The sequence below is a fragment of the Stutzerimonas sp. NM35 genome, from assembly GCF_054604355.1.
Genome location: NZ_CM137728.1, coordinates 3,491,652 through 3,508,628 on the forward strand (window position 1 = coordinate 3,491,652; position 16,977 = coordinate 3,508,628).

General features: G+C 63.9%; 18 protein-coding genes. 8 read left to right on the top strand and 10 right to left on the bottom strand.

The genetic code is table 11. From position 1 onward, the window contains the following. Positions 1–4: 4 nt before the first annotated feature. Positions 5–646, bottom strand: coding sequence for an orotate phosphoribosyltransferase (pyrE, locus tag ACYCFC_RS16070; protein WP_181084674.1), 642 nt, complete (start codon positions 644–646; stop codon positions 5–7). 83 nt (positions 647–729) lie between these two features. On the opposite strand from pyrE, the gene ACYCFC_RS16075 reads away from it, so the two are divergent. Next, positions 730–1,509 carry an exodeoxyribonuclease III gene (locus ACYCFC_RS16075; RefSeq protein WP_181084676.1) on the top strand — a complete coding sequence of 260 codons (780 nt, stop codon included), beginning with the start codon at positions 730–732 and terminating at the stop codon, positions 1,507–1,509. Positions 1,510–1,641: 132 nt separating this feature from the next. Here the strand turns inward: ACYCFC_RS16075 and ACYCFC_RS16080 are convergent, their stop codons facing one another. Continuing rightward, the gene (locus ACYCFC_RS16080) at positions 1,642–2,010 is read right to left on the bottom strand and encodes a DUF4870 domain-containing protein (RefSeq protein WP_181084678.1); all 369 of its coding nucleotides are present in this window, start codon (positions 2,008–2,010) and stop codon (positions 1,642–1,644) included. Positions 2,011–2,023: 13 nt separating this feature from the next. Further along, positions 2,024–2,746 carry a ribonuclease PH gene (gene rph, locus ACYCFC_RS16085; RefSeq protein ID WP_181084680.1) on the bottom strand — a complete coding sequence of 241 codons (723 nt, stop codon included), beginning with the start codon at positions 2,744–2,746 and terminating at the stop codon, positions 2,024–2,026. Positions 2,747–2,942: 196 nt separating this feature from the next. Between rph and ACYCFC_RS16090 the strand changes: the two genes are divergently transcribed. The 5 genes from ACYCFC_RS16090 (at position 2,943) to ACYCFC_RS16110 (ending at position 7,558) form a co-directional block, all read left to right on the top strand. Continuing rightward, on the top strand, positions 2,943–3,806 hold the full coding sequence (locus tag ACYCFC_RS16090; protein WP_181084682.1) for a YicC/YloC family endoribonuclease: 864 nt from the start codon (positions 2,943–2,945) through the stop codon (positions 3,804–3,806). A 69-nt stretch (positions 3,807–3,875) separates the two neighbouring features. Continuing rightward, positions 3,876–4,496: a guanylate kinase gene (gmk, locus tag ACYCFC_RS16095; protein WP_181084684.1), complete on the top strand. Its 621-nt coding sequence runs from the start codon at positions 3,876–3,878 to the stop codon at positions 4,494–4,496. A 99-nt stretch (positions 4,497–4,595) separates the two neighbouring features. Beyond that, positions 4,596–4,859, top strand: a complete 264-nt coding sequence (gene rpoZ, locus ACYCFC_RS16100; protein ID WP_181084686.1) for a DNA-directed RNA polymerase subunit omega — start codon at positions 4,596–4,598, stop codon at positions 4,857–4,859. 59 nt (positions 4,860–4,918) lie between these two features. Beyond that, positions 4,919–7,027: a bifunctional GTP diphosphokinase/guanosine-3',5'-bis pyrophosphate 3'-pyrophosphohydrolase gene (gene spoT / locus ACYCFC_RS16105; RefSeq protein ID WP_181084688.1), complete on the top strand. Its 2,109-nt coding sequence runs from the start codon at positions 4,919–4,921 to the stop codon at positions 7,025–7,027. Between the two features lie 150 nt (positions 7,028–7,177). Next, complete coding sequence (locus ACYCFC_RS16110; protein ID WP_181084690.1) at positions 7,178–7,558, top strand: RidA family protein; 381 nt, start codon at positions 7,178–7,180, stop codon at positions 7,556–7,558. Between the two features lie 22 nt (positions 7,559–7,580). Here ACYCFC_RS16110 and ACYCFC_RS16115 read toward each other — a convergent pair whose 3' ends face one another. Next, positions 7,581–8,150: an OmpA family protein gene (locus tag ACYCFC_RS16115; RefSeq protein ID WP_181084692.1), complete on the bottom strand. Its 570-nt coding sequence runs from the start codon at positions 8,148–8,150 to the stop codon at positions 7,581–7,583. Positions 8,151–8,154: 4 nt separating this feature from the next. Next, entirely contained in the window at positions 8,155–8,601 is a 447-nt protein-coding gene (locus tag ACYCFC_RS16120; protein WP_258189326.1) for a FecR family protein, read from the bottom strand. A 347-nt stretch (positions 8,602–8,948) separates the two neighbouring features. On the opposite strand from ACYCFC_RS16120, the gene ACYCFC_RS16125 reads away from it, so the two are divergent. After that, positions 8,949–10,916 (top strand): AAA family ATPase, encoded by a 1,968-nt coding sequence (locus ACYCFC_RS16125; protein ID WP_181084696.1) that lies wholly within the window; start codon positions 8,949–8,951, stop codon positions 10,914–10,916. Between the two features lie 125 nt (positions 10,917–11,041). Here ACYCFC_RS16125 and ACYCFC_RS16130 read toward each other — a convergent pair whose 3' ends face one another. The 5 genes from ACYCFC_RS16130 to ACYCFC_RS16150 all read right to left on the bottom strand — a co-directional run bounded on the left by ACYCFC_RS16130 (position 11,042) and on the right by ACYCFC_RS16150 (position 15,638). Beyond that, positions 11,042–11,659, bottom strand: a complete 618-nt coding sequence (locus tag ACYCFC_RS16130) for a TPM domain-containing protein (protein ID WP_181084698.1) — start codon at positions 11,657–11,659, stop codon at positions 11,042–11,044. Between the two features lie 18 nt (positions 11,660–11,677). Next, positions 11,678–12,433, bottom strand: coding sequence for a TPM domain-containing protein (locus ACYCFC_RS16135; protein WP_181084700.1), 756 nt, complete (start codon positions 12,431–12,433; stop codon positions 11,678–11,680). Next, positions 12,430–13,038 carry a LemA family protein gene (locus ACYCFC_RS16140; protein ID WP_181084702.1) on the bottom strand — a complete coding sequence of 203 codons (609 nt, stop codon included), beginning with the start codon at positions 13,036–13,038 and terminating at the stop codon, positions 12,430–12,432. The genes ACYCFC_RS16135 and ACYCFC_RS16140 overlap by 4 nt, the downstream gene beginning before the upstream one ends. 84 nt (positions 13,039–13,122) lie before the next feature. Continuing rightward, positions 13,123–14,346, bottom strand: a complete 1,224-nt coding sequence (locus tag ACYCFC_RS16145; RefSeq protein WP_459652215.1) for a CaiB/BaiF CoA transferase family protein — start codon at positions 14,344–14,346, stop codon at positions 13,123–13,125. A gap of 110 nt (positions 14,347–14,456) precedes the next feature. After that, positions 14,457–15,638 carry an acyl-CoA dehydrogenase gene (locus tag ACYCFC_RS16150; RefSeq protein WP_459652216.1) on the bottom strand — a complete coding sequence of 394 codons (1,182 nt, stop codon included), beginning with the start codon at positions 15,636–15,638 and terminating at the stop codon, positions 14,457–14,459. A 157-nt stretch (positions 15,639–15,795) separates the two neighbouring features. Here ACYCFC_RS16150 and ACYCFC_RS16155 point away from each other — a divergent pair, with 157 nt between their 5' ends. Further along, a complete protein-coding gene (locus tag ACYCFC_RS16155) occupies positions 15,796–16,752 on the top strand; it encodes a LysR family transcriptional regulator (RefSeq protein WP_459652217.1) in 957 nt (318 codons plus the stop codon). The last annotated feature ends 225 nt before the right edge of the window (positions 16,753–16,977 follow it).

Here is a 16,977-nt window from a genome sequence, read left to right on the forward strand (position 1 = left end):
AGGGTCAGATCCCGTATCGCTCGCGATAGGCCTGTACCGCAGGCAGATGCTGCTTCAGTTGAGCGTCGTCGGACAGATATTCCAGCACTTGCGCCAGGGACACAATACTGATCACCGGCATTCGATAATCACGTTCCACTTCCTGGATCGCCGACAGCTCGCCCTGCCCACGCTCCTGTCGGTCGAGGGCGATCAGCACGCCGGCGGCCTGGGCATGCTGGCCCTGGATGATCTGCATCACTTCGCGAATGGCGGTGCCGGCAGTGATCACGTCATCGACGATCAGAACGCGCCCGGTCAGTGGCGAGCCCACCAGGGTGCCGCCTTCGCCATGATCCTTGGCCTCCTTGCGGTTGAAGCACCAGGGCAGGTCGCGCTGATGATGCTCGGCCAGGGAGATCGCCGTGGCCGCTGCCAGCGGAATACCTTTGTAGGCCGGACCGAAAACCACATCGAAATCGATACCGCTATCGACGATGGCCGCCGCATAGAAACGGCCCAGCTGAGCCAGGGCCGAGCCACTGTTGAACAGACCGGCATTGAAGAAATAGGGGCTGGTACGCCCGGACTTCAGAGTGAACTCACCAAAGCGCAGAACCCCGCGCTCGATGGCGAAGCGGATGAACTCGCGCTGATATGCCTGCATGAAGAAATTCCCGGAAGACACTGATTTCGCTAATTGCGAAGAGCTTGGGTTATCATACACACACGAGTTTTCAGGGGCCATTTATGCGGATTATCAGCGTCAACGTGAATGGCATTCAGGCGGCGGCACAGCGGGGTCTGCTCAGCTGGCTGCAAGCACAGAATGCCGATGTCATCTGCCTGCAGGATACCCGCGCCTCCGTAGTAGAACTTGACGATCCGGCCTATCAGCTCGACGGCTACTTTCTCTATGCCTGCGATGCCGAAATCCCCGAGCAGGGTGGTGTCGCGCTGTATTCCCGACTGCAGCCCAAGGCCATCATCATGGGCCTGGGCTTCGAAACGGCTGACCGCTATGGCCGTTATCTGCAAGCCGATTTCGACAAGGTCAGCATCGCCAGCCTGCTGCTGCCCACAGGCCGTGGCGGCGACGAGGACCTGAACCAGAAATTCAAGTTCATGGACGACTTCGCCCACTACCTCGACAAGCAGCGCCGCAAGCGCCGCGAATACCTGTATTGCGGCTCCCTGCATGTGGCGCACCAGAAGCTGGACGTGAAGAACTGGCGCGACTGCCAGCAGGACGTAGGCTTTCTGGCGCCGGAGCGTGCCTGGCTCGACGAGATTTTCGGCAACATGGGCTATATCGATGCCCTGCGGGAAGTCAGTCGCGAAGGCGACCTGTACAGCTGGTGGCCCGACACCGAACAGGCGCAGATGCTCAACCTCGGCTGGCGCTTCGACTACCAGATCCTCACCTCGGGCCTGCGTCGCTTCGTGCGCAACGCCCGTCTGCCGCGCCAGCCACGCTTCTCCCAGCACGCCTCGCTGATCGTCGATTACGACTGGACGCTGAGCCTCTAGCCTGTTCCGCAGGGCCGAATTCATTCGGCTGCAGGTGTGCAAGGTCGAACGAGTTCGACCCTACGTCCCTCGACCTTCGCCATTCAGCCGGACACGCGAAAGGCGCCAACAGACCCCGGCCAAGACACACCGCTATTTGACGATCCGCCAGCAGAACGGATAACGGTAGGGCTTGCCCTCGTTGGCGCGGATGCCGGCGATTACCACCAGCACCAGCGCCACCACGCTTATCAGCACCATCAGCGGAAAGCCGATGAGAATCCAGGCGAGTACGCCACAGATCATCAGCAGGATGCTGAAGGTGAGCTGGAAGTTGAGCGCCTCCTTGCCCTGCGCATCGACGAAGGGGTCCATGTCCTTCTTCAACTGCCAGATAATCAGCGGCCCCAGCACGTTGCCGATCATCGGCACCAGGAACCAGCAGAACGCCGAGTAATGGCAAAGCATCGCCCAGCGTCGAGCCTGCGGCGAAGGCTGTGGAATCGGCAGCTGATCAGTCATGGTCGTCTCCGTTTCAGTCGGCCAGCGCGGCCTGCTGCAGGGCGAACAGCTCCTGCATACCGGCTTGCGCCAGCGCCAGCATGGCATTTAGCTCTTCAGGTTGGAACGGCGCGCCTTCGGCGGTGCCCTGCACTTCGATGAAGCCGCCGGCGTCGGTCATCACCACGTTCAGGTCGGTTTCGGCGGCGGAATCTTCCAGATAGTCCAGATCCAGCACGGCTTCGCCCTGATACATGCCCACGGAAACGGCTGCGACCATCTGCTTGAGCGGATTGCCGCCCTTCAGTGCGCCACGCTTCTTCAATGCAGCCAGCGCGTCCACCAGCGCCACCATGGCGCCAGTGATGGAGGCGGTACGGGTGCCGCCATCGGCCTGGATCACGTCGCAGTCGATGTAGATGGTGTTCTCGCCCAGCTTGCTCATGTCCAGCGCGGCGCGCAGCGAACGACCGATCAGACGCTGGATCTCCAGGGTCCGCCCCCCCTGCTTGCCCCGACTGGCCTCACGCTGGTTCCGCGAACCGGTGGCGCGCGGCAGCATGCCGTATTCGGCGGTCAGCCAACCCTGGCCCTGGCCCTTGAGGAAGCGCGGTACACCGGTTTCGATACTGGCGGTGCAGATCACCCTGGTCTCACCGAACTCCACCAGCACCGAGCCTTCGGCATGCATGGTGTAGTTGCGGGTGATACGGATCGAACGCAGCTGGTCGGCGGCGCGGCCACTGGGACGCTTCATGGACATTTCCTGTTTCTATGGATTCGAGTGACGGCATTATAGAGGCAGGACTCGATCAAAAGCGCCGAAGGCCGGAAAGCTGGACGAGAAATGACCAAAGCCAAGCCGCTTTTCGTCCAGCCTTCAGCCTCCAGCGCCGTTATCGGTTTTTCCGCTACAATCGCCCACCCTTCGAGCAGACTTCCACGAGGTATCCATGGTTCACAGCATGACGGCCTTTGCCCGTGCCGAGCAGGCCGGCGACCACGGCACCCTCAGCTGGGAAATCCGCTCGGTCAACCATCGCTATCTGGAACCGCACCTGCGCCTGCCGGAAGCCTTCCGCGACCTCGAAGGTGCGGTACGCGAAGCGCTGCGCAAGGGCCTGTCACGCGGCAAGGTCGAATGCACCCTGCGTTTCAGCGAAGACAGCAGCGGTCGCTCGATGCAGGTCGACAGCCAGCGCGCCAGCCAGTTGATCGCCGCCGCCGAGAGCGTGGCGGCACTGATCAGGCAGCCCGCCCCGCTCAATCCGCTGGAAGTGCTGGGCTGGCCGGGTGTGCTGGTGGGCGATGCCAGCGATCCGCAGGCGCTCAACAGTGCGGCCCTGGCGCTGTTCCACGAAGCCCTTGCCGAGCTCAGGAAAGGCCGTCAGCGCGAAGGCGAAGAGCTGGCCCGGCTGATCGACGAGCGCCTCGACGCGATCACCCAGGAGACCGCCACGCTGCGCGAGCAGGTGCCGCAGATGCTCGCCCTGCAACGGCAGAAACTGCTCGACCGCTGCGCCGAGATGCGCGCCGAACTGGACCCGCAACGCCTCGAACAGGAAATGGTCCTGCTGGCGCAGAAAAGCGACGTCGCCGAGGAACTCGACCGGCTGGCCACCCATGTCGGCGAAGTGCGTCGGGTGCTCAAGTCCGGTGGCGCCGCGGGCCGGCGGCTGGACTTCCTCATGCAGGAACTCAATCGCGAAGCCAATACCCTCGGCTCCAAGGCCTTCGATCCGCGCAGCACCCAGGCGGCGGTCAATCTCAAGGTCCTGATCGAACAGATGCGCGAACAGGTGCAGAACATCGAATAACACCGGGCCTTGCCCTGAACCGCCTGATTCGCTCAGGCGCCCCATCAGCCACCGCTTGCAGAGAACGCCATGTCCGCCTCCACCGGTACGCTCTATATCGTTTCCGCGCCTTCCGGGGCCGGCAAGACCAGCCTGGTCAAGGCCCTGCTCGATGCGCAGCCGCAGGTTCGGGTTTCCGTTTCCCACACCACCCGCGGCATCCGCCCCGGCGAGGTGGACGGCGTCAACTACCACTTCGTCAGTCGCGAGGAATTTCTCCAGCGCCTGGAACACAACGAGTTCCTGGAGCACGCCGAAGTCTTCGGCAACCTCTACGGCACCTCCCAGCGCTGGCTCGAACAGACCCTCGAAGAAGGTTACGACCTGATCCTCGAAATCGACTGGCAAGGCGCCCAGCAGGTGCGCCGGCTGATGCCCCAGGCCAGGTCCATCTTCATCCTGCCGCCAAGTGCGCAGGCCCTGCGCCAGCGCCTGACCCATCGCGGCCAGGACAGCGAAGAGGTGATCGACACACGCATGCGCGAAGCGGTCAGTGAAATGACCCATTACGTCGAATACGACTACCTGGTGATCAACGACGACTTCACCCATGCCCTGGGCGACCTGCAAGCCATCTTCCGCGCCAATCGGCTGCTCCAACCGACCCAGCAGCAGCGCTTCGAGGGGTTGCTGGAGCAGTTGCTGATCTGAAGGCTGCTTTTATAGCTTCCCTAACCGCTGGTGATTTTTTAAACTATCCCGTCCGCTCGCCCATTTGGGCACGCTTTACCGAATCTGATGAGGAACACCATGGCCCGCGTTACCGTTGAAGACTGCCTGGACAACGTAGATAACCGCTTCGAGCTGGTCATGCTCGCCACCAAGCGTTCGCGCCAGCTGGCCACCGGCGGCAAGGAGCCCAAGGTAGCCTGGGAAAACGACAAGCCCACCGTGGTCGCCCTGCGCGAAATCGCCTCCGGCCTGGTGGACTATGACGTCATCGCCCAGGACGAAATCGTCGACGACGAGCCGCTCTTCGCCCAGTACGAGGAAGAGCCCAACGAGGCCATCTGATCGATGCCTGGCCGAAGTCGAACCGCAGACACAGCAGCCTGCCGGCAAGGAGCAGAGACTTGCCAGCCATAGATACGCTTGCCGACCGCCTGTCGTCCTACCTCGGCCCCGACCAGGTCAACCTGGTCCGCCGTGCCTATTTCTATGCCGAGCAGGCCCACGATGGCCAGCGCCGGCGTAGCGGTGAAGCCTACGTCACCCATCCCCTGGCGGTAGCCAACATCCTCGCCGACATGCACATGGATCATCAGAGCCTGATGGCCGCCATGCTGCACGACGTCATCGAGGACACCGGCATTCCCAAGGAAGCGCTGATCGCGCAGTTCGGCGAAACCGTCGCCGAGCTGGTCGATGGGGTCAGCAAGCTGACCCAGATGAACTTCGAGACCAAGGCCGAAGCCCAGGCCGAGAACTTCCAGAAGATGGCCATGGCCATGGCGCGCGATATCCGCGTGATCCTGGTCAAGCTCGCCGACCGCCTGCACAACATGCGTACCCTGGAAGTGCTGGCGGGCGAAAAGCGCCGCCGTATCGCCAAGGAAACCCTGGAAATCTACGCGCCCATCGCCAATCGCCTGGGCATGCAGTCCATGCGCGTGGAGTTCGAGGACCTGGGTTTCAAGGCCATGCACCCGATGCGCTCCGAACGCATCCGCGCCGCCGTGCGCCGGGCGCGCGGCAATCGCAACGAGATCGTCGAAAAGATCGAGCAATCGCTGATCCACTGCCTCGAACGCGAAGGCCTCGAAGGCGAGGTGATGGGCCGCGAGAAGCATCTGTTCAGCATCTACAAGAAGATGCGCGGCAAGCGCAAGGCGTTCAACGAGATCATGGACGTCTATGCCTTCCGCATCGTGGTGGACAAGGTCGATACCTGCTACCGCGTGCTGGGCGCCGTGCACAGCCTGTACAAGCCGCTGCCCGGTCGCTTCAAGGACTACATCGCGATTCCCAAGGCCAACGGCTACCAGTCGCTGCACACCACGCTGTTCGGCATGCACGGCGTGCCCATCGAGATCCAGATCCGCACCCGCGAGATGGAAGAGATGGCCAACAACGGCATCGCCGCCCACTGGCTGTACAAGTCCAGTGACGACGACTCGCCCAAGGGCACCCACGCCCGCGCCCGGCAGTGGGTCAAGGGCGTGCTGGAAATGCAGCAACGCGCCGGCAACTCGCTGGAATTCATCGAAAGCGTCAAGATCGACCTGTTCCCCGACGAGGTCTACGTCTTCACGCCCAAGGGCCGCATCATGGAGCTGCCCAAGGGTTCCACGGCGGTGGACTTCGCCTACGCGGTGCATACCGACGTCGGCAATACCTGCATCGCCTGCCGGGTCAACCGGCGCCTGGCGCCGCTGTCGCAGGCGCTGGAAAGCGGCTCGACGGTGGAAATCGTCACCGCCCCCGGCGCGCGTCCCAATCCTGCCTGGCTGAACTTCGTCGTCACCGGCAAGGCGCGCACGCATATCCGCCATGCGCTCAAGCTGCAGCGCCGCTCGGAGTCGATCAATCTGGGCGAGCGCCTGCTGAACAAGGCGCTCACCGGCTTCGAATCCAGCCTGGAGGCGATCTCGCCCGAGCGCATCAGGGTGGTGCTGGGCGAATACCAGATGGAAGTCATCGAGGACCTGCTCGAAGACATCGGCCTGGGCAACCGCATGGCCTATGTCATCGCCCGCCGCCTGCTGGCCAGCGACAACGAAGAGCTGCCGAGCGACGAAGGGCCGCTGGCGATCCGTGGCACCGAGGGCCTGGTGCTCAACTACGCCAAGTGCTGCACGCCGATACCGGGCGATCCCATCGTCGGTCATCTGTCCGCCGGCAAGGGCATGGTCGTGCACATGGATACCTGCCGCAATATCAGCGAAGTGCGACACAACCCGGACAAGTGCATCCAGCTGTCCTGGTCAAAGGATGTCACGGGCGAATTCAACGTCGAGTTGCGCGTCGAACTGGAACACCAGCGCGGCCTGATCGCTCTGCTGGCCGGCAGCGTCAATGCCGCTGACGGCAATATCGAGAAGATCGGCATGGACGAGCGCGACGGTCGCATCAGTGTGGTCCAACTGGTGGTCAGTGTGCATGACCGCGTGCACCTGGCCCGCGTCATCAAGAAACTGCGTACCATCCAGGGTGTGATACGGATTACCCGGGTCAAGGCCTGACTGACAACCGAGAAGAGCGCTGGAGGCTGAACGCTGGACGGGCATGCGGCTGCTGAGCACTCTTTCGTTCAGCCTCCAGCGCTTTTATCGTCTTTTCCCCCACGGGCTGTTTTATCCTTCGTGCCCCCAGTCAATCCCGAGGAATGCAGAATGAGCAAGACCGTCATTTCCACCGACAACGCCCCCGCCGCCATCGGTACCTACTCCCAGGCCATCAAGGCCGGCAACACCGTCTACATGTCCGGGCAGATTCCGCTGGACCCCAGGAGCATGGAGCTGGTCGAGGGCTTCGAGGCGCAGACCGTGCAGGTCTTCGAGAACCTCAAGGCGGTGGCCGAAGCGGCTGGCGGCTCGTTCAAGGACATCGTCAAGCTGAACATCTTCCTTACCGATCTGGCCAACTTCGCCACCGTCAACGAAGTGATGAGCCGCTACTTCCAGCAGCCCTACCCGGCCCGTGCCGCTATCGGCATCAGCGCATTGCCCAAGGGCGCGCAGGTGGAAATGGACGCGATCATGGTGCTCGACTGACCGCCAGTTGGCCCCGCCGCCATCAGCGAACCTCTATCACCACCCGGCGATTACGCTCCTCGGGCGTGGCGTCCGCCGTCCTGACCAGCAGATCGAGCTCGCCCAGGGATTCGATCTGCATTCTCGCCTGCAACCCTCGCGCCCTGAGCCGTTCGGCCAGGGCTTGCGCGCGCTGCAGGCCAAGCTGCAGATTGACGTCCTTGCGGCCCAGGCTGTCGGTATGACCGGTCACGACCACCAACGGATGCTCGCGCTGGCGCGCCGCATGCAGCACATGGTCCAGCACCTGCTCGGACAGCATGCCCGGCAGGCCATCGGCTTGCAGGTAGACTACAAACCGCTCAGGCGGCGCCGGCTGCACAGCCAGCGCGCCAGCGAAGTCCCGCTGCAGTCGTAAAGCACCGAGCGCGAAGGGCCGCGCGCCAGCGGCAAGAGGCACTCCCAGCCGGGCCTGCTCCAGCGTTAGGCTCTGGGTTCCCTTGACCACGGTCACGGCGCTCCCGGCGGGATGCTCCTGTAACGCCACATACGATTGTGCGGCACAGCCCGACAACAGCACAGCCAGCAGCAACAGCGCGACGGTCCTTGTCATATGCTCACTCCACCACTTTCACCAGCACATGCCCTGCATGCACCCGCACACGCCCCTGCGGAGTTTCCAGGCTGAGCGCCTCGGGGTCGAGCCGGGAAATCGCGCCGGTCACCAGGCTCAGCGTGCCCCGCTTGAAGCGTACCGCCAGGCGAAAGGCTTCACTGGCCGGCACGAAGCGGTAGCGTTCAAGCTCAAGTTCGCTGTTCGGCCCGAACGACATGACCGTTCCGTCATCGAGAATCACCGCCAGGCCGCCCTTTTCGCCGGTATGCAGCGTCATACCCTCGATGATTGCCTGTCCGAGAACCACCTCGATGAACTTGCCCCGGTGGGAGAGGAAGGCCTCACCGGCAACGCTGGCAACGTATCCAGCCGAAGCAGGTAGCGCCTGTGCCACAGTGGCGCTCGCCCACAGGCAGATCCCTGCCACCAGATGAAGCGGGAAACGCATACGGAACATCCATTAACTCCGACATAGAAAACAGTGGGAACCTGCATCCCGCTTCACTGGGTTCCGCTAAAGGACCAGAATCATGACAAGTTCGCTTCGCGGAGGTGACGTTCGTCTAAAAAGACTCGCCATTCGTCGCTTGCCGACTCACTCGCAGTCGCTTGCCGTATCCTCGTTCGCGGTCGGTTCCTCCTATCCGACCAGCGGTCGGCATCAGAATTCACATTGCATAAGCCGCGCCGTAGCGCCTGCCTTGGTGCCTTGCGGGCTACTCGCCCGAAAACTGTGGTCCGTCCGCAAGGGCGGTTGTTTTATGACGCCTCGGGCTCGCCCCGCCTGGATCTGAAATGAAGAAACCCCGCTTGTTGCAAGGCCGCCGCAGCCTGTTGCTCTCCATCGCGTTGGCGCTTCTGCTCGCCGCCACGCTGGGCTACTGGCAATTCAAAGCCGAGGGGCCTGCCGCTTCCACGCCTGCCGATGCCAGCGCCAGCATGCTGCAGGAGCTGGACGCCTCCAAGGAGCCCTGGCTGGACAACCGTCGCGATCTCTCGACCCTGCTGGGCGACCTGCGCGGCCAGGCCATCGCCAGCGCCGCGCTGAGCAAGGATGCCGTCTACATCAACCGCCAGGATGGTCTGCGCTACTGGGTGCCCGACCAGTCCGGCCATGTGGCGCGGCTGCTGCTGGAGCAGTACGCAGCGGCTGCCGAGCCCTTCCCGCTGATGCTGTTCGAGACCGACGGCGAAGCACCCTGGTACAAGGCGGTGTTGCCCTACACACCCTTTATCCTGGCCCTGATCGGGGTACTGCTGTATCTGGTCATGAAAAGTCAGTCGTTCACTGTACAGCGCAAGGGCAGCGGCATCGGCTTTGCCGACGTCATCGGCGCGCGCGAGGCCAAGCAGGCGCTCAGTGACGTCACTGCCTATCTGCGCGATCCCGCCGCCTATGCCGCGCTGGGTGCGCGACCACCCAAGGGCGTGCTGCTGACCGGCGAGCCCGGCACCGGCAAGACCCAGCTGGCCAAAGCGCTGGCCAGCGAATCCAACGCCAGCTTCATTCAGGTCACCGGCAGCGATTTTTCCTCGATGTACTTCGGCGTCGGCATCCAGAAGGTCAAGGCGCTGTTCCGCACCGCGCGCAAGCAGGCGCCGTGCATCATTTTCATCGACGAGATCGACGGCATCGGCAAGCGCGCCGAGCAGCAGCGCTCCAGCGACGCCGAAAGCAACCGGATCATCAACCAGTTTCTCGCTGAAATGGACGGCTTCGACGCCGCCGCCGGCGTGCTGGTGCTGGGCGCGACCAACTTTCCCAATTCCCTCGACCCGGCACTGGTGCGCGAAGGCCGCTTCGACCGCTCCATCGCCGTCGGCCTGCCGGGCCTGGACGACCGCGAGGCGCTGTTCCGCCTCTATGCCGGCAAGGTTCGCACTGGCGACGAACTGGATTATGCGCAGCTGGCGCGCAATACCGTGGGGCTGACGCCCGCCGCTATCGCCCATATCGTCAATCACGCCGCGTTGCTGGCGGCACGCGCCGGCGACAGCCAGGTCGACATGCTCCGCTTCGTCGAGGCCATCGAAACCTGCCGCATCGGCGAGCAGCCTAGCGGTGTCACCCCGCTGTCGCCCACTGACCGCAAGCGCATCGCCGTGCACGAGGCCGGCCACGCGCTGGTCGCCGCCGCGCTCAAGGTGGGCCGGGTGGAGAAGGTCACCATCCTGCCGCGCGGCCAGGCGCTGGGCGTCACCCTGGTCACGCCGGTGGAGGACAAGCGCCTGCACATGACCTCCGAACTGCGCAACCGGATCCAGATGCTGCTGGCCGGGCGCGGCGCCGAGCTGCTGTATTTCCGCGAAGCCTCGTCCGGCGCCGGGCAGGACCTGCAGGAAGCCTCGAAGATCGCGCTGTCGATGGTCGGTGCGCTGGGCATGGGGCCGAACGGCTCGCTGCTGAGCCTGCAGGCGGTGCGCGACGCCCACATCGAGTTCGACTCGGGCGAGTCCATTCGTGCCGCCGACGAGCTGTTGAAACAGCTGGACCGCGAATGCCAGGCGCTGCTGCAGCGCATGAAACCGGCACTGGACGCGATCACCGAACGCCTGCTGGCCGAGGAAACCGTGCCCGGCGAAGAGGTGCTGGCCGCCATCGAGCGCCTGCCCGAGCATCATCACGAGGCCAGCGTCAGTTCCATCATCGGCCACGCCATGAGCAGCATCGACCGTGTCGCCGCCAGCGCCCTGGGAGACACCCAGTACCTTGAACTGGCACCCGTGGAACAACCCGGGGACGACGGTCCGGGGATGGTTTGACGGGGCCAAGGCCAGCGTCCTCGCGCTGGCTTTGCCGCACCGTGCGCAGGGCCGAACCTGTTCGGCCTCGATCCTGACCAATGGCCGAATGAGTTCGGCCCTACATCCCGGGCAGCTGGCTTCTTCTAGTCAATCACCACCAAGCGGTTCGGCAACTCGTTGCGCTCATGGGTCGACGGCACATGCTCCTTGAGCAGCGCACCACAGGCCTCGATGCAGATCAGGAAGCCTTCCAGCACCTGGCCCTGGCGCACCTGCCCGGTAAAGGTTTCGATGATGGATTCCCAGGCGCTGTTGTCGATGCGGCTGGCGATGCCGCGATCCACCAGAATCTCGACATAGCGCTCGGCGACCGAGACGAAGATCAGGATGCCGGTGTCGCCCTCGGTGTGGTGCAGGTTGCACTCGACGAACTGCCGCCGGGCAAGATTGCACGCGCGCCAGTGGCGGACCTGACGCGGGATCAGGCGCGTGGTCAGGCCGGGAAGGCGAAACACCAGCGCCAGCACGATAAAGGTCGCCCACTGCACCAGCAGCAGCTGCCAGGCGCTCATCGCAGCCGTGAAGAACAGCAGACCGCCCGGCACCACCAGCGCGATCAGCCCGGCCCATAGCAGCGGAATGTAGTGATAGTCGTCAGCCTGTTCGGCCAGCACCGTCACCAGTTCGGCATCGGTGTCGCGTTCGATCCGTTCGATGGCCTCGGCCACCTGCTGCTGCTCGCTTAGGGTAAGTAGAGTCATTGAAAATCCATGGATAATTCACCAGCCACCCGAGGCGCCGCCGCCGCCGAAGCCGCCGCCTCCGCCACCGAAACCGCCACCGCCGAAGCCACCTCCGCCAAAACCGCCGCCGCGGCCCATGCCGCCCAGCAGGGCGCCGAGCAGCAATGTCCGACGACCACCGCCACGGCCACCACGACCGCCGCCGATCAGGAAAATGGCCACCAGCATCAGGAAGAAACCCAGAATGCCCAGCCCACCCGGCTGCTCGGCGCCCAGCGGCATCGCCGGACGCATCGCCGCGCTCTGCAGCGGATCACCGCCGAGCACCTGCACCATGGCCGCCGCGCCTTCGCTGATGCCCCGGGCGAAATCGCCCTGCTGGAAGGCCGGGGCAATGATGCCGTTGATGATCATCGAAGACTGCGCATCGGTCAGGCGACCTTCCAGGCCATAGCCGACTTCGATGCGAATCCTGCGCTCGTCACGGGCGACGATCAGCAGCGCACCGTTGTCCTCGCCGCGCTGGCCGATACCCCATTCGCGACCAAGCTGCACGCCGAATTCCTCGATACTGTGGCCTTGCAGGTCAGGTACCGTGACCACCACCACTTGCTCGTTAGTGGCCTGCTCGTGAGCAGCAAGCATGCTGCTCAGCCGTGCTTCGGTCTGGGTATCCAGCAGCTCGGCCTGATCCACCACCCGACCGGTCAGCGCCGGCAGCTCCGCCTCCTGGGCGAAGGCAGCGCTGGCGCAGGCCAGCAACAGCGGAAACAGCAGCAGCCTGACGATCATTGAAACTGCACTTGTGGCGCCTGTTCGGCGTTCTCGGCGGTGGCCTCGAAGTTCTCGCGAAGCGGCATGTCGCTGTACATCAGGGTGTGCCAGATGCGCCCGGGGAAGGTGCGGATCTCGGTGTTGTAGCGCTCTACCGCCGCGATGAAGTCGCGTCGCGCCACGGCGATGCGGTTTTCCGTGCCTTCGAGTTGCGATTGCAGGGCAAGGAAGTTCTGGTTGGATTTCAGCTCGGGATAGCGCTCGGAGACCATCATCAGTCGGCTCAGGGCACCGGTCAGCTGGTTCTGCGCCTGCTGGAACTGCTGCAGCTGTTCGGGATTGTCCAGCGTATTGGCATCGACCTGGATGGAGGTCGCCCTGGACCGCGCCTCGATCACGGCAGTGAGTGTTTCCTGCTCCTGGCGGGCGAAGCCCTTGACCGTCTCGACCAGGTTGGGGATCAGATCGGCGCGGCGCTGGTACTGGTTTTCCACCTGGGACCAGGCGGATTTGACCTGTTCGTCGTACTGCGGAATGTTGTTGATGCCGCAACCGGCCAGCAGCCAGGACATGAGAATGACAATCGCCAGCTGCCAGGTGAATCGGGAATGCTGCCTTTGCATGATGCGTTCGTCCGCTAAAGAATTACCTCCATAAGAATCCCGGGGCGGCCCGAGAGTTCAGCGCGCTTGCCGGGAAGCCTCCGCTCAGATCACCCCGGCCTGCCGCAGGGCGGCTATCCGCTGCGCACTCAACCCCAGCAACCGCTGCAACAGCGCCTCGCTGTGCTCACCCAGCAGCGGCGGCGCATTGCGGTAGCTGACCGGCGAGGCCGACAGGCGCAGCGGGCTGGCCACCTGGGGCACGCTGCCAGCCTGAGGATGCGGCATCTCGACCTTCAGGCCACGATGACGGACCTGCGGGTCGTCGAACACCTGCGCCACATCGTTGATCGGCCCGCAGGGCACGCCGGCGCGCTCCAGCGCGGACACCCATTCGGCGGTGGTGCGAAACACCGTGGCCTGGCGAATCAGCGGAATCAGCTCGGCACGATGAGCGACACGCGCCTTGTTGCTGGCGAAACGCGGGTCGGCGGCCCATTCGGGATGACCGGCGACTTCGCAGAACTTGCGGAACTGCCCGTCGTTGCCGACCGTGAGAATGATGTCGCCATCGGCAGTGGGGAAGTCCTGGTAGGGCACGATGTTCGGATGGGCATTGCCCATACGCCGCGGCGCGACGCCGGTGGTGAGGTAGTTCAACGCCTGGTTGCCGAGACAGGCGACCTGCACGTCCAGCAGCGCCGTATCGATATGCTGGCCCTCCCCCGTGCGCTCGCGGTGGGCCAGTGCCGCCAGCACGCCGACCGTGGCGTAGAGCCCGGTGAGGATGTCGGTGAGCGCCACGCCGACCTTCAGCGGCCCTGCGCCTTCCTCACCTTCGGCGCGCCCGGTCAGGCTCATCAACCCGCCGAGGCCCTGGATCATGAAATCGTAGCCAGCGCGTGTGGCATAGGGTCCGTCCTGGCCGAAGCCGGTGATGGAGCAGTAGATCAGCCGCGGGTTGATCGTCTTCAGGCTCGCGTAGTCCAGCCCGTAGGCCGCCAGCCCACCGACCTTGAAGTTCTCCAGCAGCATGTCGCTCTGCGCCACCAGCTCGCGAATGATGCGCTGGCCCTCGGGACGGGTGAAATCCACCGTCAGCGACTGCTTGTTGCGGTTGGCCGACAGGTAATAGGCGGCCTCGGCGGTGTTTTCGCCCTGCGCGTCCTTGAGGAACGGCGGGCCCCAGTGGCGGGTATCGTCGCCGCTGCCGGGGCGCTCGACCTTGATCACCTCGGCGCCCAGGTCGCCAAGAATCTGCCCGCACCAGGGGCCGGCGAGCACGCGGGACAGGTCGAGGACGCGGATGTGGGAAAGGGCACCGGACATGGAAGAAGCCTCAAGCTGCAAGCTTCAAGCCGCAAGAAATACAGCCTGAAGCAGTGTACGGGTGGGCATGCTTTGTCTTGCCGCTTGTAGCTTGCGGCTTGCCGCTGCCCTTAGAAGAACGCCTGAATCCCCGTCTGCGCCCGTCCGAGAATCAACGCGTGAACATCGTGGGTGCCTTCATAGGTATTCACCACTTCCAGGTTGACCAGGTGCCGGGCGATGCCGAACTCGTCGCTGATGCCGTTGCCGCCGAGCATGTCGCGGGCCATGCGCGCCACGTCCAGCGCCTTGCCGCAGCTGTTGCGCTTCATGATCGAGGTGATCTCCACCGCCGCCGTGCCCTCGTCCTTCATCCTGCCCAGGCGCAGGCAGCCCTGCAGGGCCAGGGTGATTTCGGTCTGCATGTCGGCCAGCTTCTTCTGGATCAGCTGGTTGGCGGCCAGGGGGCGCCCGAACTGCTGGCGGTCCAGCACGTACTGGCGGGCGGTGTGCCAGCAGAACTCGGCGGCGCCCAGCGCGCCCCAGCTGATGCCGTAACGGGCACTGTTCAGGCAGGTGAAGGGCCCTTTCAGACCGCGCACATCCGGGAAGGCGTTTTCCTCGGGACAGAACACGTTGTCCATCACGATCTCACCGGTGATGGAAGCACGCAGGCCGACCTTGCCGTTTATCGCCGGTGCACTCAGGCCCTCCCAGCCTTTTTCCAGCACAAAGCCACGAATGGCGCCCTCGTCATCCTTGGCCCAGACCACGAAGACGTCGGCGATGGGGCTGTTGGTGATCCACATCTTGCTGCCGGAAAGCCGATAGCCACCGTCCACCTTCTTCGCACGGGTGACCATCGAGCCCGGATCGGAGCCATGATTGGGCTCGGTCAGGCCGAAACAACCGATGAACTCGCCGCTGGCCAGTCCGGGCAGGTACTTCTGCTTGGTCGCCTCGTTGCCGAACTCGTTGATCGGCACCATCACCAGCGAGGATTGCACGCTCATCATCGAGCGATAGCCCGAATCGATGCGCTCCACTTCGCGGGCGATCAGGCCGTAGCACACGTAGTTCAGACCGCTGCCGCCATAGGCTTCGGGAATGGTCGCGCCGAGCAGGCCGGTCTCGCCCATCTCGCGGAAGATCGCCGGATCGGTGCGCTCGTGGCGGAAGGCCTCCAGCACCCGCGGCGCCAGCTTGCCGGCGGCAAACTGCGCAGCGCTGTCACGCACCATGCGCTCTTCCTCGGTCAGTTGCTGGTCGAGCAGCAGCGGGTCGATCCAGTTGAAGCTTGCCTTGCCAGCCATGGGCGAATCCTCTGAATGTGCGATGCAGAATGAATGCAGTGATGCTAGGCCCGACAGTCCCACTCGACAAACGATGATTTCGCATTCATCTATGCGCATTACGCACTACCCATTAAGCTTGAGGCCATAAAACAGCCCTTAATCATGAGGTTTTCGCATGCGCCGCAAGATTCCCAGCACTGCGGCCCTGATCGCCTTCGAGGCGGCGGCACGGCACCAGAGCTTCACCCGCGCCGCCGAGGAGCTGGCCCTGACCCAGAGCGCCGTTTGCCGGCAGATCGGCGGGCTGGAGGAGTTTCTCGGTCTGGCGCTGTTTCGCCGCTCGCGGCGTGGCGTGCAACTGACCGAAGCCGGCCAGTCCTACGCCCGGCGCATCGCCGCGCAACTGGATGCGGTGGAGCGCGACACCCTCTCGGTGATGGGCCAGCAGGGCGCGATGAGCCTGGAACTGGCGGTGGTACCCACGTTCGGCACACAGTGGCTGGTTCCTCGGCTGAAGCATTTCCAGGCGCTGCATCCGCAGATCAGCCTCAACCTGACCAACCGCACGCGGCCATTCCTGTTCGCCGATACCGATTTCGATGCCGCCATTTATTTCGGCGATGGGGAATGGTCGGGCACCGAGGCGCACTTTCTGATGCCCGAAGATCTGCAGCCGGTCTGCAGCCCCGCATTGCTGCCCGATGGCGAGCCGCTGGATGCCGAGGCCGTGGCAGGGATGCCGCTGTTGCAGCAGAGTACCCGCCCCTACGCCTGGCGGCAGTGGTTCGATGCGCTGGGGATGAAGATCGCGCGTGACATGACCGGGCCGCGGCTGGAGCTGTTTTCCATGCTGGCGCAAGCGGCGGAGCATGGCATGGGCGTGGCGTTGATTCCGCCGTTCCTGATCCAGAGGGAACTGGTTGAAGGGCGGTTGGTGCTGGCGCATCCGCAGGCCTATCGCAGCGAGACGCGCGGGTATTACCTGATGATTCCCGAGCGCAAGGTGGAAGCGGCGGGATTGGTGGTGTTTCGGGATTGGTTGAAGGAAGAAGCGCAGGTATGGCGGGAAGGGCAACGTACGGGCCTGCATAATCCGTCGTCACACCGCCAAATTATCGTGCAAAACCCATGACGGAAGCGCCTGCGGCGATTCCATCCTACGCATCCGCGACCAGCCATTAGGCCCGCCAAGACACTCGCAATGCATCACGGGGACATAGACCGTAGCCTGGATAGCCGAAGGCGTAATCCGGGTTTCCGAAGGCGTAACCCGACGAGCGAGGCGTCGGTCTTCTTCGTGCCTGAACGCTCGCTCGTCGGGTCGGTGAAGCGTGACCCGACCTACGGGAATTTGAGC